We start from the raw sequence: 17,740 nt of genomic DNA, 5'->3' as shown, positions 1-17,740 counted from the left end.
GAAGGTCTGACCCATGTTGATGTCCAACAGCGATCGTGTCGCCCGGCTCCATTATATGGCCTATAGTTTCCGCGTGCTGCAGTCGGGCGATCATGTGCTGTGCGCGGTGACCGGCCAGAAGATCGCGCTTGAGGATTTGCGCTATTGGAGTATCGCGCGGCAGGAACCCTACGCCAATGCGGAAGCCTCTGCGCGGGCCGAAATCAAGGCGAATGGCGGCCGATGAGGCACTGGGTGGCGGTACTGCTGATTGCGCTGGCGGGCGTTTCCGCACCTGCCGCGCCCTTGCCCGACCGCGCCGACTTCACGATCGAGGGGGCGGCGACGCAGGGTGGCGTGCTGCTGGGCACTGCCCCTGCGGGCACGGTGGCGTTGACATTGGATGGCAAGCTGGTCCCGGTCGATGGCGATGGCCGTTTCCTGATCGCGTTTGATCGCGACGCCGGGCCGACCGGGCAACTGACTGCCCGCTTGGCCGATGGCCGCACGCTTGATCACCCGATTGCCATCGCTCCGCGTGCATGGCGGATCGAGCGGATCAATGCGCCGATGCGGCCCACCAAAAGCAGCGAGGCGTTTCTGGCGCTGCGCAAGCCGGAACTGGAACAGATCGCCGCTGCGCGCGCGGTGGTGACTGACGCCACGGGTTGGCGGCAGCGGTTCGTCTGGCCGCGAGTGGGGCGTGTATCGGGCCTGTTCGGGTCGCAGCGCATCTATCAGGGGACGGCTGGCGCTTATCATGGCGGGGTCGACGTGGCCGGGGCGACCGGTGCGCCGGTCGTGGCCCCGGCCGACGGCGTGGTGATACTGGCCGCCGACAAGCCTTTCACGCTGGAAGGCAATTTGCTGATGATCGACCACGGCCATGGCCTGAACAGCGCGTTCCTGCATCTATCGCGCATTGATGTGAAGCTTGGCGATCATGTATCGCAGGGACAGCGTATCGGTGCGATCGGCGCGACGGGGCGGGCTACCGGCCCGCACCTTCATTGGGGAATGAAGTGGAATGACGCGCGGATCGATCCGCTCTTGCTCGCCGGGCCGATGCCCAGCGGGCAATAGCCTCGTCAGCTTATCCGCTTCATCCTAACGGCACGACCGCCATCGACCTTGCCCATGAAACTGCCCATGGCGGCGCGTTTCAGCTCGATCGACTGGCCGACCTTGGGATCACGCGCGGTGATCGCTTCGGTCGTGATCCATTGCGCGCCGTCGTCCAGCCCGATCTGCCATTTGCCATAGCCCAGGCTGCGGACCGATGCGATCACCGCCTGGATATGGGTGACGCCTTCCTCGGCTGGCGCATCTTCCTTGTCGTCGCCACCGCCAAGGAAGGGCAATTTGGGGAAGGAGAAGCCGAACAGGGTCTTGCGCGTCTTGTTCAGTTCGCCCTTGTCCAGCACCACCACTTCATCGCGTTGCGCCGCAGCATCCATTGCGCCGACCTGCCGGTCGAAACAGGCAAGCCGTTCCGAATCAATTGTGATCGTCCGGCATTTCAAAAGGTCATTGAAAATTTCGGGTCGGGGCTGTTGCCGTTGCGGCGCAGCGGAAGATTGGGCCGCGATACAGAGCGGGACCAGCAAAAACAGTGCGCGCAAGCCCGCCATAAATCGTCTCTCCATCGCGTCGGACACATTGTTCCTCTACAATGCACCCGCCAGAGACAAGGTCAATATGCGCCTGCGAACGCCATCAGGGCGTGAGCAACGCCACAATAGGGCTGCCTTGTTTGGTCGTGCGGCATGATTGCTGCATGACGTAGGACCGCCGTGCAACTATATTGCTAACCACCTGTAAAACAGTCATGCCACGTTCATGTTGCATTTATGATACAGGGGCGTTCAAAAGCGGTGAATGCCCTTTTCCCCGGCTTTACAGCGCCGTTCGCCCCGCGCAGTTTCCCCCTATCCATATGGGGGGATCGCTGTCGGGCACCATGTCCCCCTGTAGGTGCATTAGAGTGGCAGGCCATCTGCCAACCTCCAGAGCAAGGGACTGGACCGTGAAGACATTTTCCAAAAGGGCACTTTTGCGTGCCAGCGTCGCACCCGCGATTCTGGGCGCGTCGCTGATCGCGACCGCCGCCATCGCGCAGGACGCGCCGCAGGCTGCCGATGCCGAAATGGGCGACACCATCATCGTTACCGGGTCGCTGATCAAGAACCCCAATCTGGCGCGTTCGACCCCGGTTACGGCGACCACCGCCGACCAGATCGAACTGAAGCAGAACAACACCGCTGAAGAAATTCTGCGTGAAATTCCGGGCATCGTTCCCAGCATCGGTTCGGCCGTCAACAACGGCAATGGCGGCGCTTCGTTCGTCAACCTGCGCGGCCTGGGTTCCAACCGCAACATCGTCCTGATCGACGGCAACCGTCTGGTGCCTGCCGAACTGAACGGCCGTTTCGACCTTAACAACATCCCGCTGGCACTGATCGACCGCGTCGACGTGCTGACCGGCGGCGCTTCCACCACCTATGGTGCGGACGCCATTTCGGGTGTCGTCAACTTCGTGACCAAGTCCGACTTTGCCGGTCTGGAAGCGAATATCGCCAACCAGCTGACCGAAGAAGCCGATGGTCATTATGTCCGCGCCGACGTGACGCTGGGCGCCAATTTCGATGATGGCCGCGGTAACGTGGTTTTCTCGGTTGGCTATCAGCAGTCCGACCCGGTCTATCAGGGCGATCGTCCGTTCTCGAATGTCTCGATCGATTCCTTCACCGGCCTTGGCGGCGGTTCGGGCACGTCGACCCCGTCGCGTTTCACCAACGTCAACACGACCGGCGCCGATTCGATCACGACCGGTTGCGGCCTCGATGGACAGCCAGCCTGTAACGCCGTGCAGGGCAACCGTCAGGTGACGGCCGCTGGTGGCGCTTTCCGCGGCACCTCTGCGTTCGATGCGTATAACTTCAACCCGTTCAACATCTTCCAGACGCCGTTTGAACGCTTCAACATGTACGGCGCTGGCCGCTACGAAGTCAGCGATGCTGTAGAAGTCTATTCGCGCGGCATCTTCTCGAAGAACACCGTCAGCACGATCATCGCGCCGTCGGGTGCCTTCGGCATTTCGGTTGTGGTTCCGCTCAGCAACCCCTATCTGTCGGCTGCCCAGCGTAATGCCTTCTGCGCCTTCGACACCACGCCTGGCGTTGGCTACACCGCCCGCTTCTCGGCGGCTGAATGCGCCGCCGCGGCGACGGCGACCAGCCCGACCGACCCGAACTATCGCACCGTTACGACGACCTTGTCGCGTCGTGCGACCGAACTGGGTCCGCGTATTTCCGACTTCACAACCACCTTCTTCGATTATCGCATCGGCGCGCGCGGTGGCATCACCGACTCGATCGACTGGGATCTGTCGGGTGGCTACGGTGAATCGGAGAACGTCCAGACCCAGCAGGGCTACTGGCTGAACTCGCGCGTCCGTCAGGCGCTTCTCGCGACCAACACCGCGACCTGCCTGACCGACACCAATGGCTGCGTCCCGCTCAACGTGTTCGGTCCCGATGGTTCGATCACGGCTGCGCAGAATGCCTATCTGACGGCCAACAGCCAGGTCACCACCAAGACCTCGCTGGCGCAGGTCAAGGGCACGATCAGCGGTGACTTTGGCGTCGCTTCGCCCTTCGGCACCGACAGCCTGGCGTTCGCGCTGGGTGGCGAATATCGCAAATATGGTGCCAGCCAGGAATCCGATCTGCTGTCGCAGTCGGGCGATCTGGGCGGCGCCGGTGGTGCTGCACCGAACATCGACGGCGGCTATGACGTCTATGAAGCCTATGGCGAAGTCATCCTGCCGCTGGTGCAGGACAAGCCCTTCTTCCAGGATCTGACTCTGGAAGCGGGCATCCGCTACTCCGACTATTCGGTCGATGGCGGTTCGGGTTACAACACGACCACCTGGAAGGTGGCCGGCAACTGGACGCCAGTTGACGGCATCAAGTTCCGCGGCAACTATTCGCGCGCCGTTCGTGCGCCGAACATCGCGGAACTGTTCGCTCCGGTGAACACCACGCTGACCAACCTGGATAGCGATCCCTGCGCCGGCGCTGCGCCGACCCAGAACGCCAACCTGGCGGCTGTCTGTATCGCCCAGGGCGCAACAGCAGCCCAGCTCGGCTCGATCATCAATGATCCGGCTGGCCAGGTGAACTCCACCGGCGGCGGTAACCTCGCCCTCGGCCCGGAAAAGTCGAACAGCTGGGGTCTGGGCGTGTCGCTCCAGCCAGCAGCCCTGCCGGGCTTCAGCCTGACGGTCGATTATTACAACATCAAGATCACGGGTGCGATCACCAGCCCGACGCCTGATGACGTGATTTCGGCCTGTTTCGACAACATCACCGCCGCCAGCGCTTCGGACCCGGCCTGCACCGGCATCCGCCGCGATCCGGGCACGGGCGCACTGTTTGGTGAAGCCGCTGTCGTCGGCGGTCTGCCGCAGACGCTGTCGAACCTGGGCAAGCTGGCCACGGACGGCATCGACGTTCAGCTGAACTATCAGAAGGATGTCGGTTTCGCGAAGTGGGCGCTGAGCGCCAACGGCAACTGGACCAACAGCGCGACGTTCCAGGCGACCCCGACGTCGCTCAACCGCGAATGCGTTGGTCTCTACAGCGTCAACTGCGCCTCGATCCAGCCGGAATTCTCCTGGTCGGTGCGCAACACCCTCTCGTTTGACTCGGTCGATCTGTCGCTGCTGTGGCGCTATATCGACGGCGTGAAATATGAGGATGGCGATGCCTTCGTCGGTACGCTGAACGGCAAGGAAGTCGATTTCAACCGTATCCCGGCTGAACATTATTTCGACCTGACCAGCCGCTTCCACGTCTCTGACGAAGTCACGCTGACCATGACCGTGCAGAACCTGCTGGACAACCAGCCCAAGGTGGTTGGCAACTCGATCGGTTCGACCAGCTACAACAGCGGTAACGTCTATCCGTCGACCTACGACGCGCTGGGCCGCCGCTACACGGTCGCTGCCAAGCTGCGCTTCTGATCCTTCGATCAGTCAAGATAAGGAAAGGGGGCCGGTGGCGACACCGGCCCCCTTTTTCATGGGCGAAAGTCAGGCGGGCGAGTTAGGCGATCAATGATCGGGGCAGGTGCAGCGCAATGCCCGCATTGTCGGCCATCACCGTCGCCCAATGGATCACCTTGGCAATCTCGTCGGCATGCGCCTCCAGACCGCGCTGGGCAGCCTCGGCGCGCTGGCCGGGCGTGAAGGCCGCGCCATTTTTGGCGTCGCGGGCAAAGACCGGACCGCTTGCGATTGCGCGAACCCTCGCATCGTCCAGTTGCAGCCCGAACAGCAGCGCCAATGCAGCGAGGCTCTCGGTCGGCCTTGCGACCAGCGTTTCGCTGTTCAGCGTGGCGACCCGCGCTCCCAGTTGATCGCATAGCGTGTGGAACTGATGCTGCTGCGCCAGCCAGCCGACGGCGGCGACCTGAATATCGGTCAGTCCCAGATAGTCGGACGGGGCGATGCCCAACGGGGCGATCATCCCTTCACGCGCCAGCTTCTGGAACAGATCGCGCACCCACAGCCGCCCCCACATCCCTTTGCGCGCGATCGAGGCGAGATAGGGTTCGAGCGGGGCATGGAGCAGGAGGGCGCGCGCATCGGGGCGCAAGCTCATGATCGCGGGGATCAGCGGATTGATGACGTTGGAGGGTTTGACGACCACGGCCTCGCCTGGCCCGAAGGGGCGGGCCAGCAGGTGCAGGCTTGCGTCCAGCACGCGGGCAACCTCCGGCCCCTTCGCGCCGCGATGTCGCCAGCCGATCAGGTCATTGAGCAGCACCGGTTCCTTCAGGCCCATCGCGACGCCCTGAATATCCATCGCGGCGGCCAGCAAGGTCGAACAGCAATAGGCCGAATGAAACAGGAAATGGATCGGCGCACGAGGCGGTGCCTGCTCCATGGCGTCGCCCAGCCGCAGCACGAGAGGCGCGTCGGTCGCGCCCAGATACTCGTCGGTCAGGAAGGGGATATCGCCATGCCGCGCGCGTGGCACAAAGCGCATATGGACTGCGTCATGCCCAGGATCGTAGCGATGGGCCAGCCATTGGGCGTCGCGCACGATGTCGCGGATCGCAGGATCGGGGGAGTTCATGACGACCAGCCTTCGCATGGCTTTTCGGGGCATTCAAGCCGCAGGACTTTCCCTTACTTGCCTCTGCGAGCGCTTATGGTAGCGATGATGGACAGGAAGCTGGGGGGCTTTATGGACGGGGCTGTTGGTGGGTTAGTGCAGCAAGCGGCGGAGGCGCGGCGACAGGGGCGCATCGCGGCGGCCGAGCAATTGCTGGGCGACGCATTGAAGCGACAGGCAGGGGAGCCGCAGGCGCTCAACCTGCTGGGGATGATTGCGCTCGACCGGCGCGATTTTGCAGCGGCAAGCGTGCATTTTCGTGGCGCGGCCGCGGCTGATCCCAAGGAGGCGGCGCTGTGGATGAACGTGGCGTCGGCAGAGCGCGGCCTTGGCGCGGCGGAGGCGGAGCGGGCAGCGCTGCAGGCGGCGATCGACATCGACCAGCGCAATTTGATGGCGCAAATCCGCATGGCGCAACTCCAGCAACGGCTGGAAGAAAGGCAAGGGGCCGCCGACAGCTGGAGCAAGGCGCTGGCGCTGTCAGCGGGACTGACCGACCTGCCGCCTGCATTGGCAGACATATTGGCGCAGGCACGGGACTTCGTTACAGCCCATCAGGCGCAATTCGCCGCTTTTGTCGAGGCGGGGGTCGCGGCCCAGTTGAAGGCATCGGACGGGGTGACGCAGCGGCGCTTTCAGGCTTGCCTGGACCGGGAGTTTGGCCGCCGGACCATCTACCAGAATCACTGTTCGGGTTTGCATTACCCGTTCCTGCCCGCCGACGAATATTTCGACCGGCAGCATTTCCCCTGGATGGACGCGCTGGAGGCGCAGACGGACGTGATCCGTGCCGAATTTCTCGCCCTGGTGGAAAAGCGTGGCGACGCGATCCGTCCCTATGTGCGGCAGGATGCAGGAACGCCGCAGAATAAGTGGACCGCGCTTGACGGGTCGCTGGACTGGGGGGCGGCGTTCCTGTGGGAATATGGCGTACGAAACGAAGCGGTGTGCGCCGCCTGCCCGCAGACCGTCGCGGCGCTGGAGGCGTTGCCGCGCGCCGACATTCCGGGGCGGGCGCCGTCGGCCTTCTTTTCCCTGCTCAAGCCGCGCAGCCGGATTCCGGCGCATACCGGCGTCACCAATACGCGCGCGATCATTCATCTGCCGCTGATCGTGCCGCCGGGCTGCTTCTTTCGCGTTGGGGGTGAAACGCGGGCGTGGCAAGAAGGGGTCGCCTTCGGCTTTGACGATACGATCGATCATGAAGCCTGGAATGACAGCGATCATTTGCGGGTCGTGCTGATTTTCGACGTATGGAACCCGCATTTGTCGCTTGCGGAGCAGCAACTATTGAAGCAATTCTATGCCACGGCTGATGCGAGCAAGACGAATAACGTCCCGCCGCGCATCTGATCGACGACATGGAGGCTGGCCCATTCGGAGAGAGGGGATTCGCACTGTCGTCATTCTGGGAGAATTAGAGTGCATATGTTGAAGGCAGTGATTGCGTCCAGCCTGATCGTTCTGGCGATGCCCGCAGTGGCACAGGACAAGGCTCCGCTGGACAAGAATGATCCCAATGCAGTGCGGTGCAAGCGGTTTCAGGTCACAGGTTCGCTGGTGAAGAAGGAACGCATCTGCAAGACCAACGCCGAATGGCGGGCGATTTCCGAGCAGCAGAACCGGGATGCCGATGACATCATCACCCGCAGCCGCGCCGGTATGAACCCCAACGGTTGAAGCGCGGGAGGAGCATTGCCCCTCCCGCCCTATCGCCTCAAGCGACGCTCAAAACCAGCGCGCCGTCGCCATCCTCGACCCGCACCTGCGATCCATCCGGCACCTCGCCGCGCAGGATCAGGTCGGCCAGCGGGTCTTGCAGGTAACGCTGGACCGCGCGCTTCAATGGTCGCGCGCCATAGACCGGGTCATAGCCGACCCGTCCCAGCCATGCCCGCGCACCGTCGGTCAGGTCGAGCATGATCTTGCGGTCCTTGAGCAGCTTCTGCACGCGGGCGACCTGAATATCGACGATCGGCGCCATATGGGCGACGCCGAGGCGATGGAACAGGATGATCTCGTCCAGGCGGTTGAGGAATTCGGGGCGGAAATGGCCGCGGACGACCTCCATCACCTGTTCCTCGACCTTTTCGACCGGATCATCATCGCCCAGCGCCGCGATATATTGGCTGCCCAGGTTCGATGTCAGCACGATGATCGTGTTGGTGAAATCGACCGTGCGGCCCTGCCCGTCGGTCAGCCGGCCATCGTCCAGCACCTGGAGCAGGATGTTGAACACGTCGCCATGGGCCTTTTCCACCTCGTCGAACAGCACGACCTGATAGGGGCGGCGGCGGACGGCTTCGGTCAGCACGCCGCCTTCCTCATAGCCGACATAGCCCGGAGGCGCGCCGATCAGGCGGGCGACCGAATGTTTCTCCATAAATTCGCTCATGTCGATGCGAACCATGGCGTTTTCATCGTCGAACAGGAAACCGGCCAGCGCCTTGGTCAGCTCCGTCTTGCCGACGCCCGTGGGGCCAAGGAAGAGGAAGGAGCCAAGCGGGCGATTGGGGTCCTGTAGCCCTGCGCGGGCGCGGCGCACGGCGGTGGATACGGCCCTGACCGCGTGGGCCTGGCCTATGACGCGCTTGCCCAGCGTTTCTTCCATCGCCAGCAGCTTCTCGCGCTCGCCGGTCATCATCCGCTCGACCGGAATCCCGGTCCAGCGGGCGACGACCCCGGCAATATCCTCTGCGGTCACTTCCTCGCGCAGCATCGCGCCTTCGGACGCGGTCGCCGCTTCCGCCAGGCGCTTTTCGAGGCTGGGGATCGTGCCGTAGGACAGTTCGCTCATCTTTGCGAGGTCGCCGGCGCGCTGTGCCTGTTCCAGTTCGAGCCGGGCGGCGTCGAGCTGTTCCTTGATCTTCGCTTCGCCGGCGATCTTGTCCTTTTCCGCCTGCCAACGGGTGGTGAGCGCAGCGGATTGCTCCTCCAGATTGGCAAGATCGGTTTCCAGCGTCGCCAGCCGATCGGCCGAGGCCTTGTCGGTTTCCTTCTTGAGCGCCTCGCGCTCGATCTTGAGCTGGATGATGCGGCGGTCGAGATTTTCAATCTCTTCGGGCTTGGATTCCACTTCCATCCGCAGGCGCGACGCGGCCTCGTCCATCAGGTCGATGGCCTTGTCGGGCAGGAAGCGGTCGGTGATGTAACGGTTGGAAAGCGTCGCGGCGGACACCAGCGCACTGTCGGTGATCCGCACGCCATGGTGCAGTTCATATTTTTCCTTCAGGCCGCGCAGGATCGAGATGGTATCCTCTACCGTGGGTTCCCCGACGAACACGGGCTGGAAACGACGCTGGAGCGCAGGGTCCTTTTCGACATGCTTGCGATATTCGTCGAGCGTCGTCGCGCCGATGCAATGCAGTTCGCCGCGCGCCAAAGCGGGCTTGAGCAGATTGCCCGCATCCATCGCCCCTTCGGATTTGCCCGCGCCGATCAGCGTGTGCATTTCGTCGATAAAGAGGACGATCTGTCCTTCGGCGGCTTTGACTTCGTCCAGCACGCCCTTCAACCGTTCCTCAAATTCACCGCGATATTTGGCGCCCGCGATCAGGCTGCCCATGTCGAGCGCCATCAGCGTGCGATCTTTCAGCGTATCGGGCACGTCGCCATTGGCGATGCGCAGCGCGAGGCCTTCGGCGATTGCGGTCTTGCCGACGCCGGGGTCGCCGATCAGCACCGGGTTGTTCTTGGTGCGGCGGGCAAGGATCTGGATGGTGCGGCGGATTTCCTCGTCCCGGCCGATGACCGGATCAAGCTTGCCGCTGCGCGCCGCTTCGGTGAGGTCGCGGGCGAATTTCTTGAGCGCATCATAGCGATCCTCAGCGCCGGCCGTGTCGGCGCTGCGGCCCTGACGCAACTGGTTGATCGCGGCGTTGAGCGCTTCGGGCTTGACCCCGGCGGCGGCGAGCGCCTTGCCCGCAGCCGTCGTGCTAGCCAGCGTCAGCGCCAGCAGCAGCCGCTCGACAGTGACGAAGCTGTCCCCGGCCTTGGTCGCGACCTGTTCGGCCGAATCCAGCACGCGAACGGCATCATTGTCGAGGCCCGGCGTTTGCTGCGCGCCGCTGCCGGAGACCGACGGCACCTTGGCCAATGCGGCATCGGTATCACGCAGCGCGATGTCGGGTGCGCCGCCTGCCGCCTTGATCAGGCCCGACGCCATGCCCTGCTCATCTTCCAGCAATGCCTTGAGCAGATGTTCCGGACTGATCCGCTGATGGCTCATGCGGATCGCGACGGTTTGCGCCGACTGGAGGAAGCCTTTGGCGCGGTCGGTGAATTTTTCGAGGTTCATGACTTACCTTCTTGAAGCCCTGGGCTCTTTATCAAACTGCGGCTCATGTGGTGTTGCCAAAAGGCCACACAAGAGGCGCTACGCAATTTCCACCCAAATCCTTATCAGTCTGGCGCGCGGGCGAGGGCGTAATGGATGCGCGCGGGCTAGGCACCGAAGCGAGCAGGGGCGGGCGGCGGAGTCGGTACAGCCCTTATAGTCGATTGATCGTCGGGAACCTATCGCGACCAGCCGCGCTGTCCAGCGTCATGCGTATTGCGCTGCTAAAACGCCCCGCTATTCTAGCGCCCTTCGCGGGCGCTTCGTCCTGCTGCATTTTCTCTGAGGTTGTCCATGACCCTTTCCCCCCTGTCGCGTCGCCTGCCCCTGCTGATCGGCCTGTCGGCCATGGCGCTGACCCCGATGACGCAGGCGGTGGCGCAGACCAGTGCATCCAGCGCCGCGCCAGCGCCGCTGTCCAGCCTGGTGGCGGCGGTCGATATTCCCTATGAACAGTTCACGCTGAAGAACGGCCTGCGGGTCATCGTCCATACCGATCGCAAGGCGCCGGTCGTCGCGGTTTCCGTCTGGTATCATGTCGGGTCGCGGTTCGAACCGGCGGGCAAGACCGGCTTTGCCCATTTGTTCGAACATCTGATGTTCTATGGCTCCGAAAATGCCGACGGGCCGTTTTTCGGGCGGCTGGAAGATATTGGCGCAACCGACTGGAACGGGACGACCTGGTTCGATCGCACCAATTATTTCGAGACGGTGCCGACCGGAGCGCTCGACCGGGCGCTGTTCCTGGAGTCCGACCGGATGGGGCATCTGCTAGGCGCGGTGACGCAGCTGAAGCTGGATACCCAGCGCGGAGTCGTTCAGAATGAAAAGCGCATGGGGGAAAATGAACCCTATGGGCTGGTCGAATATGCGCAACTGGCCGCGCTGTTGCCCGAAGGGCATCCCTATCGCCATTCTACCATCGGGTCGATGGCGGACCTTAACAACGCCAGCCTGGGCGATGTGCAGACCTGGTTCAAGACGCATTATGGCCCGAACAATGCCGTGCTGGTGCTGGCGGGGGATATTGACGTGGCGACCGCGAAGAAGAAGGTCGAACGCTGGTTCGGCAATATCGTCGCCGGTCCCCCGCCGCAGGATGTGGAAGCGACCGTCCCGACGCTCGACAAGGATGTCGAGAAGGTGATGCATGACAATGTCGCGGCGACCCGTCTCTATCGCAACTGGGTGGTGCCGGGCGTCAATGGCGCGGACCTGCCTGCGATCGATCTGGCGCTGTCGGTCTTTGGCGGGCTGGCATCCTCTCGCCTCTACAACACGCTGGTCCGCGACGAGAAGGTGGCGGTGGGCGTCAAGGCTAATGTCCAGCCGTTCGAGAAGCTGAGCATTGCCGAGATCACGGTCGATGTGAAGCCGGGGACGGATGCGGTTGCGGTGGGCAAGCGGCTCGATGCGCTGCTGGCGGACTATCTGGCCAAGGGACCGACCGCCGACGAGGTACAGCGGGCCGCGACCCGGCAACTGGCGGGGACGATATCGGGGCTGGAACAGGTGGGCGGCTTTTCGGGCAAGGCGGTGACGCTGGCCGAAGGGGCGGTCTATTCCAACGATCCGGACAAATATCGCAAGGATCTGGCCGCTTATGCCGCCGCGACGCCAGCGCAGGTGGGCGAGGCCGCGCGCAAATGGCTGGGGCGGCCAGTGTTCCGCCTGACGGTGGCGCCGGGCGAGCGATCGGCCGCCGACAATGCGCTGGCGGGGAATGTCCAGGCCGAAGGGGCGACCAACAAGCCGGCCCATTTCCGCGATCCCGTTGCGCCCGCGCCGGCCGCGGCGACGCCGCCTGCGCCCACGAAGATTGCCGAACCGCCGATCGAGCCGGTCGCTGATCTGGATTTCCCCGCGGTCGAACATGCCAGGCTGAAGAACGGGATTGCGGTGCAGTTTGCGCGCCGGGCGACGGTGCCGGTCGTGCGTGTGTCCGTGGCGTTCGACGCGGGCAATGCGGCGGATGACCGGGCCAAGCTGGGGACCGCGGCGTTGACGACGGCGCTGCTGGACGAAGGCACGACGACGCGCAGCGCCCTGGAGATCGCGGAAGAGCAGGAGCGGCTGGGCGCGTCGGTGAGTGCGGGCAACAGCATGGACCGGACGACGGTGGGCCTGTTTGCGCTCAAGCCCAATCTGGACGCATCGCTGGGGCTGCTGGCCGATGTGGTGCGCAATCCGGCGTTTGCGCCGGGCGAGGTGGAGCGGCTGCGCGGGCAGATGCTGACCCGGATCGCGGCGGAAAAGACCGAGCCGACGGCGATCGCCCAGCGCATGTTGCCGCCGCTGCTCTATGGCAAGCTGCATCCCTATGGCATCCCCTTCACCGGGTCAGGCACCGAAAGCGGGGTCAAGGCGGTGACGCGGGCGGACCTGACCGCCTTCCACGATCGCTGGCTGCGGCCGGACAATGCGACGATCTTCGTCACGGGCGACACGAGCCTGGCCGAATTGCTGCCGCTGCTGGAAAAGCGCTTTGGCGACTGGAAGGTGCCCGCGACGCCCAAGGGCAGCAAGCTGTTCCGCATGGACCGGATGGCGCGTCCGCCGCGGATCATCCTGATCGACAAGCCGCAAAGCCCGCAGTCGATGATCCTGGCGGGCGTGCTGACAGCCAAGAAGGGGACCGACAATCCGGTCACGCTCCAGTCGGCCAACGAAGTGCTGGGCGGCAGCACGACGTCGCGCCTGACGATGGATCTGCGCGAGACGAAGGGCTGGGCCTATGGCGCGGGGACTTCGCTGCCCGGCGTCAAGGACACGATCCCGCTGCTGGTCTATGCCCCGGTCCAGACCGACAAGACGGGCGAATCGATCATTGCCGCGCGGCAGGACATCAAGGATTTCCTGACGACCAAGGGCACGACCGAGGCGGAGCGCAACCAGACGATCAACGGGCAGATATTGTCGCTGCCCGGCAGCTTCGAGACATCGTCCGACCTGCTGGGCGCGATGATGCGCAACAGCCTGATCGGGCGGGCGGACGATTTCTACGAGACGCTGCCCAATATCTATCGCGCGATGACCGCCGCCGATTTCGACAAGGCGGCGCGGGAGGCGATCAATGCCGACGGGCTGATCTGGGTCGTGGTCGGCGACGCGAAACTGGTTCGGCCGCAGCTTGACGCGGTCGGCCTGCCGGTCGAGGTGGGAACATTGGCCGATTGACCGGCATTCAGTGCGGACGGGCCTGCAGAAGCGTTCCGTCTGGACTGATGGGCGATCAATCGGGATTTGAGGGTATGCATCGTTGAATGATGCTTTGATGGAGTGATGATGATGGCAAGTGTCGATGGCGCCTATGACTGCGTGGCCAAGACGCCGATGGGCGACCAGAAGGGTGTGTTCACCGTGGTCAGCAGCGGTGACCGGTTTAACGGCACCTTTGCGGGCATGATGGGATCGCTCGACGTGGTCGATGGCAAGGTCGCGGGCAACAGCCTGACCTGGAAGATGGAAATGACGATGCCGATGCCGATGACGCTGGAGTGCGAGGCGGAAGTCAGCGGCGACGCCATCACCGGGACGATGCAGTTGGGCGCGTTCGGGGCGTCGGCCTTTACCGGGACGCGGCGGGCCTGAGCCTGCGGGGTCCGGCCTGGCCGGACCCCATGAAGCCGACACTAAGCTGGACACTCATAACGACCTTGCCCGATTGTGGTTAGTTAGCTAACTAATCGATATGAAGAAGCGGGATGCCCGACGGGATTTGTTGCATTTGCTGGGGCCAGTGGCGCGGGGGTGGCGGCAGGCTGCCGACGGGGCGCTGGCGGGGCTGGGCGTGTCGGGCAGCGCAGGCTGGTGCCTGGTACATCTGGCCATGGAGGGCACGCCGCCGCGACAGGCGGAACTGGCGCAATGGCTGGACGTCAGCGCGCCGTCGCTGGTGCGGACGCTGGATCAATTGCAGAAAGCAGGCTGGATCGAGCGCGTGGCCGATGCCGATGACGGACGGTCCAACCGGGTGGCGCTGACCCCGGCGGGCAAGGCCCTGGCAGGCGAGATACAGGCGCGGCTGGACAGGCTGGGCGGCGAATTGCTGAGCGGCCTGCCGGATGGGGCGATCGAGATCGGGGCTGAACTGCTGGGGTTGATGCGGTTGCGCATCGCCGAAGAAAAGCTGGCGCAGCTATTGGCCGATAACCGCGACGATCCCGGCGTCGACGCCCGACAGTGACGCGGGAAGGGCGCGCATATCCTGCCATGCCCTGATGGCGCGGGCCCAACAGAAAAAAGGCCCGCCGGTCGGGGACTGGCGGGCCTTTCGATCATATTGGGCGACGGGCGATCAATATTGGATCGTCACCGTCACGGCACGGCGGTTCTGCGCCCAGGAGGCTTCGTCCGAGCCGAGCGCGGCAGGGCGTTCCTTGCCATAGCTGACCGTGGTGATGCGGCTGGGGTCGATGCCGAGTGAGGCGAGATAATTTTTCGCCGCATTGGCGCGGCGTTCGCCCAGCGCGATATTATAGTCGCGGGTGCCGCGTTCGTCGGCATGTCCTTCGACCGTGACGCGCACGGTGGGATTTTGTTGCAGCCAGGCGGCCTGGCTTTGCAGCGTCGCCTGATCTTCCGCATCGATATCATATTGATCGAGGCCGAAGAAAATCCGGTCGGACGATACCGACGCGACGAAATCTTCCTGGCTGCCCTTCACCGGGCCGGTGGGTCCGGTCGATCCGACCGGTTCGGTCGTGGCCGGGCCGGGCGCGGGCGGCAATTCGGCAGGCGGCTTTTTCGAGCAGGCGGCCAGCGCGATGATGGCGGTAGCCATGACCAGCGTTCTAGACAATTTCATCGGGGGTCTCCTTTGGTTGATCCGGGCACCGCCCGCCGGGACGGTGTCAGGGTCCGTGATGTTCGTTACGCTGTCAAGACGATTGGGTTCCATCCCGACCGCCAAGAGCGCGCTATTTTCAGGGCAGCAATGGTCCCCAGGCAGGGTCGGAACCACTGAGAGGGGTGGGGATGCGGCGTTCGTTCACGCCGGTCAGGTCGACCTGCCACACCTGGCTCGTCCCCTGCTTGCCGGGCGACGTGCGGAAGAATTGCAGCACCCGGCCATTGGGCGACCAGGTCGGCTGTTCGTCCTGCCAGCCATTGGTCAAGATCCGCTCATTGTCGCCATTGGGCGTCATCACCGCGATCTTGAAATCGCCCGCCATCTTGGTGAAGGCGATAAGGTCGCCGCGCGGCGACCATTCGGGCGTCGCATAGCGGCCGCCGCCATGGCTGATCCGGCGCTGGTTGGAGCCATCGGCGTTCATGACATAGATTTGCTGGCCGCCCGACCGGTCGCTTTCGAACACGATCTGGCTGCCGTCGGGCGAATAGCTGCCGCCCACGTCGATGCCCGGCGAAGTGGTCAGGCGGACGGGGGTGCCGCCGCTGGCGGGTACGCGATAAATGTCGGTATTGCCGGCAATCGCCATCGAAAAGAGGATGTTGCGCCCGTCCGGCGACCAGCGCGGGGCGAAGGTCGGGTTGTTGCTTTCGGTCACCAGCCGCTGCTGGCCCGCGCCAATGTCGTAGATATAGAGGCGCACCCGGCTGCCCAGATAGCTGACATAGAGGATGGATTTATAGTCGGGCGAGAAGCGCGGGGTGAGCGCCATCGACTGGCCATTGGTGATGAAGCGATGGTTCGCGCCGTCGCTGTCCATGATGGCGAGCCGCTTGACCCGCGCGCCCTTCGGTCCGCTTTCGGCGATATAGGCGATGCGGCTGTCGAAGAAGGGGCTTTCGCCCGACAGGCGCGCATAGATGGCGTCGGCGCATTTATGCGCGGCGCGCCGCCAGTCGCGCGGAGCGACGACATAGCCCTGACGGGTAAGCTCCTGCTTGAGCGCCACATCATAGAGGTAGCAGCCCACGGTAATGTCGGCTTCCCCGCCGCTGGTGCGGACGAAGCCCTGCACCAGCGCCTGATAGGCGCCCCATTTGTCGAATTGCGGAAAGGTGACTTCGGCAAAGGGGATTTGCGGCAGGCCGGCGGGGCCGGACGGATCGAACAGGCCGGAGCCTTTCAGGTCCGAGGCGATGACTTCGGCGATCTTGCGGCCAAGTTCCGTGGCCGACCCGGCTGGCGTATCGACTTCCTGCTGGGCGGGCATGGGAGGGACAGCGACCTTCACATTGCTGTCAATCTCGCCGGTCACGTCGACCGAGAGCTGGGCCATGGCAGGCAGGGCGGTGAGGGCGAGCAACGCGGCGGTCGCTACGCTCAAACGGCGCAAAAGGGTGGGTTTCATCGGTTCAGCCTCGCGTCAAAGCGGAGTGGCCGGAGCCATTTCCATTGGTCGTAAAATTCGGGCGGCATGTTGCGGAAGGGGGAGGCAAGTTTGACCGCCTGAATCGCCCGTTCGGCATGGAGTTTGGCCTGGGGCCGGTTGCTGGCGGTGACGCCGAGCTGGTCGATCACCTCCGGCGTGCCGATCACCGCGCCGCTCTTGTCGAGCCGCACCTCAAGCAGGGTGACGAGCCGGTCCGCGTCCGCGCCGGAAGGCGGGCGCCAGTGCGGTTTCAACTGACGGCGCAGTTCTGCGTCGAGCGCGGCCTTCTGCGCCGGGCCCATCGCGGTGGCGGGTGCCGGGGCGGGCGGTTTGCGCGGCGCGTCGGCGCTGGTGTCTATGCCCTTGAGGAAATCATCGCCCAGCAGCGATCCCTTGGGCTTGTCCGCCTTGCCCTGGCCCGATGCGCGAGCGGGCGTCTTGGCCGCAGGCTTGGTCGATGCCTTGGCGGCGGGCTTGGATGGCGCTGCGGCCTTGGGCTTTTCGGGCGCGGGCTTCGGCGCTGGTTTTTTTGGGGTCGCGGGCTTTTCCGGCGCGGGCTTGGGTTTGGGCGCGGCCTTGGCCACTTCCTTCTTGGGCGGGGCGGGCTTGGGCTTTGCCGGCGCGGCTTTGGGCTGCGGCCTGGGGGGCGCAGGCGTGGGCTTCGGCTGGGGCTTTGGCGGGACCGGCACCGGTTCGGGCGCGGGTTCCGGTTCTGGCGCGGGGGCGGCGTCCTGCGTCGGTCCCTGTTCGGGCGCGACGCTGGGCGGCGGGGGTTCGGCCGACAATTTGGGCGCGGTCGATTGCAGCGCGACCTCATCCACCATGGAGACTTCCATCGGCGGGGTCTTGAGCTTCAACGGGTTGGGGGTGGCCAGGAAGCCGGCCGACAGCAGCCCGAACAGCAGGACATGCCCCGCTGTCGCGACGCCAAGGCCGATTTTCTCCGTGCGCTCCATCGCTGT

At 64.2% G+C, this 17,740-nt stretch carries 14 protein-coding genes; 8 read left to right on the top strand and 6 right to left on the bottom strand.

Annotated elements, in window-relative coordinates; genetic code table 11:
• Positions 1-13: 13 nt before the first annotated feature.
• Both IWY39_RS09560 and IWY39_RS09555 read left to right on the top strand, forming a co-directional pair.
• Entirely contained in the window at positions 14-226 is a 213-nt protein-coding gene (locus IWY39_RS09560) for a DUF2093 domain-containing protein (protein WP_107125904.1), read from the top strand.
• Entirely contained in the window at positions 223-1,062 is an 840-nt protein-coding gene (locus tag IWY39_RS09555; protein ID WP_107125903.1) for a M23 family metallopeptidase, read from the top strand. The genes IWY39_RS09560 and IWY39_RS09555 overlap by 4 nt, the downstream gene beginning before the upstream one ends.
• A gap of 5 nt (positions 1,063-1,067) precedes the next feature.
• On the opposite strand, the gene IWY39_RS09550 is transcribed toward IWY39_RS09555, so the two are convergent.
• Positions 1,068-1,610, bottom strand: a complete 543-nt coding sequence (locus tag IWY39_RS09550; protein WP_107125902.1) for a hypothetical protein — start codon at positions 1,608-1,610, stop codon at positions 1,068-1,070.
• Between the two features lie 395 nt (positions 1,611-2,005).
• Here IWY39_RS09550 and IWY39_RS09545 point away from each other — a divergent pair, with 395 nt between their 5' ends.
• The gene (locus IWY39_RS09545) at positions 2,006-5,005 is read left to right on the top strand and encodes a TonB-dependent receptor domain-containing protein (protein ID WP_107125901.1); all 3,000 of its coding nucleotides are present in this window, start codon (positions 2,006-2,008) and stop codon (positions 5,003-5,005) included.
• An 82-nt stretch (positions 5,006-5,087) separates the two neighbouring features.
• Here the strand turns inward: IWY39_RS09545 and IWY39_RS09540 are convergent, their stop codons facing one another.
• Positions 5,088-6,140 carry a hypothetical protein gene (locus IWY39_RS09540; protein ID WP_231377503.1) on the bottom strand — a complete coding sequence of 351 codons (1,053 nt, stop codon included), beginning with the start codon at positions 6,138-6,140 and terminating at the stop codon, positions 5,088-5,090.
• A gap of 66 nt (positions 6,141-6,206) precedes the next feature.
• Between IWY39_RS09540 and IWY39_RS09535 the strand changes: the two genes are divergently transcribed.
• Together IWY39_RS09535 and IWY39_RS09530 are read left to right on the top strand one after the other, a co-directional pair.
• A complete protein-coding gene (locus IWY39_RS09535; protein ID WP_231377502.1) occupies positions 6,207-7,514 on the top strand; it encodes an aspartyl/asparaginyl beta-hydroxylase domain-containing protein in 1,308 nt (435 codons plus the stop codon).
• A 75-nt stretch (positions 7,515-7,589) separates the two neighbouring features.
• Entirely contained in the window at positions 7,590-7,841 is a 252-nt protein-coding gene (locus tag IWY39_RS09530; protein ID WP_017182960.1) for a hypothetical protein, read from the top strand.
• A 37-nt stretch (positions 7,842-7,878) separates the two neighbouring features.
• Here the strand turns inward: IWY39_RS09530 and clpB are convergent, their stop codons facing one another.
• Entirely contained in the window at positions 7,879-10,458 is a 2,580-nt protein-coding gene (clpB, locus tag IWY39_RS09525; protein ID WP_107125898.1) for an ATP-dependent chaperone ClpB, read from the bottom strand.
• 333 nt (positions 10,459-10,791) lie between these two features.
• Here clpB and IWY39_RS09520 point away from each other — a divergent pair, with 333 nt between their 5' ends.
• The 3 genes from IWY39_RS09520 to IWY39_RS09510 all read left to right on the top strand — a co-directional run bounded on the left by IWY39_RS09520 (position 10,792) and on the right by IWY39_RS09510 (position 14,683).
• Complete coding sequence (locus IWY39_RS09520) at positions 10,792-13,674, top strand: M16 family metallopeptidase (protein WP_196871425.1); 2,883 nt, start codon at positions 10,792-10,794, stop codon at positions 13,672-13,674.
• 111 nt (positions 13,675-13,785) lie between these two features.
• Positions 13,786-14,088: a hypothetical protein gene (locus tag IWY39_RS09515; protein ID WP_026002359.1), complete on the top strand. Its 303-nt coding sequence runs from the start codon at positions 13,786-13,788 to the stop codon at positions 14,086-14,088.
• Positions 14,089-14,188: 100 nt separating this feature from the next.
• Positions 14,189-14,683 (top strand): MarR family winged helix-turn-helix transcriptional regulator, encoded by a 495-nt coding sequence (locus tag IWY39_RS09510; RefSeq protein WP_107125896.1) that lies wholly within the window; start codon positions 14,189-14,191, stop codon positions 14,681-14,683.
• 111 nt (positions 14,684-14,794) lie between these two features.
• On the opposite strand, the gene pal is transcribed toward IWY39_RS09510, so the two are convergent.
• The 3 genes from pal to IWY39_RS09495 form a co-directional block, all read right to left on the bottom strand.
• Positions 14,795-15,304, bottom strand: coding sequence for a peptidoglycan-associated lipoprotein Pal (pal, locus tag IWY39_RS09505; RefSeq protein WP_107125929.1), 510 nt, complete (start codon positions 15,302-15,304; stop codon positions 14,795-14,797).
• 118 nt (positions 15,305-15,422) lie between these two features.
• Entirely contained in the window at positions 15,423-16,757 is a 1,335-nt protein-coding gene (gene tolB / locus IWY39_RS09500; protein WP_107125895.1) for a Tol-Pal system beta propeller repeat protein TolB, read from the bottom strand.
• Positions 16,754-17,734 carry a cell envelope biogenesis protein TolA gene (locus IWY39_RS09495; RefSeq protein ID WP_107125894.1) on the bottom strand — a complete coding sequence of 327 codons (981 nt, stop codon included), beginning with the start codon at positions 17,732-17,734 and terminating at the stop codon, positions 16,754-16,756. The genes tolB and IWY39_RS09495 overlap by 4 nt, the downstream gene beginning before the upstream one ends.
• Positions 17,735-17,740 lie beyond the last annotated feature (6 nt).

This window comes from Sphingobium sp. JAI105, assembly GCF_015752145.1.
Classification (GTDB): Bacteria; Pseudomonadota; Alphaproteobacteria; order Sphingomonadales; family Sphingomonadaceae; genus Sphingobium; species Sphingobium xenophagum.
Note: the sequence above shows the minus strand (reverse complement) of the source record. Positions and strands in the feature narration are given on the sequence as shown.

Excerpts from the sequence above, each read along its gene's own strand:
- IWY39_RS09560 (WP_107125904.1), top strand. The coding sequence starts at position 14 with ATGTTGATGTCCAACAGCGATCGTGTCGCCCGGCTCCATTATATGGCC.
- IWY39_RS09555 (WP_107125903.1), top strand. The coding sequence starts at position 223 with ATGAGGCACTGGGTGGCGGTACTGCTGATTGCGCTGGCGGGCGTTTCC.
- IWY39_RS09550 (WP_107125902.1), bottom strand. The coding sequence starts at position 1,610 with ATGGCGGGCTTGCGCGCACTGTTTTTGCTGGTCCCGCTCTGTATCGCG.
- IWY39_RS09540 (WP_231377503.1), bottom strand. The coding sequence starts at position 6,140 with ATGCGAAGGCTGGTCGTCATGAACTCCCCCGATCCTGCGATCCGCGAC.
- IWY39_RS09535 (WP_231377502.1), top strand. The coding sequence starts at position 6,207 with ATGATGGACAGGAAGCTGGGGGGCTTTATGGACGGGGCTGTTGGTGGG.
- IWY39_RS09530 (WP_017182960.1), top strand. The coding sequence starts at position 7,590 with ATGTTGAAGGCAGTGATTGCGTCCAGCCTGATCGTTCTGGCGATGCCC.
- clpB (WP_107125898.1), bottom strand. The coding sequence starts at position 10,458 with ATGAACCTCGAAAAATTCACCGACCGCGCCAAAGGCTTCCTCCAGTCG.
- IWY39_RS09520 (WP_196871425.1), top strand. The coding sequence starts at position 10,792 with ATGACCCTTTCCCCCCTGTCGCGTCGCCTGCCCCTGCTGATCGGCCTG.
- IWY39_RS09515 (WP_026002359.1), top strand. The coding sequence starts at position 13,786 with ATGGCAAGTGTCGATGGCGCCTATGACTGCGTGGCCAAGACGCCGATG.
- IWY39_RS09510 (WP_107125896.1), top strand. The coding sequence starts at position 14,189 with ATGAAGAAGCGGGATGCCCGACGGGATTTGTTGCATTTGCTGGGGCCA.
- pal (WP_107125929.1), bottom strand. The coding sequence starts at position 15,304 with ATGAAATTGTCTAGAACGCTGGTCATGGCTACCGCCATCATCGCGCTG.
- tolB (WP_107125895.1), bottom strand. The coding sequence starts at position 16,757 with ATGAAACCCACCCTTTTGCGCCGTTTGAGCGTAGCGACCGCCGCGTTG.
- IWY39_RS09495 (WP_107125894.1), bottom strand. The coding sequence starts at position 17,734 with ATGGAGCGCACGGAGAAAATCGGCCTTGGCGTCGCGACAGCGGGGCAT.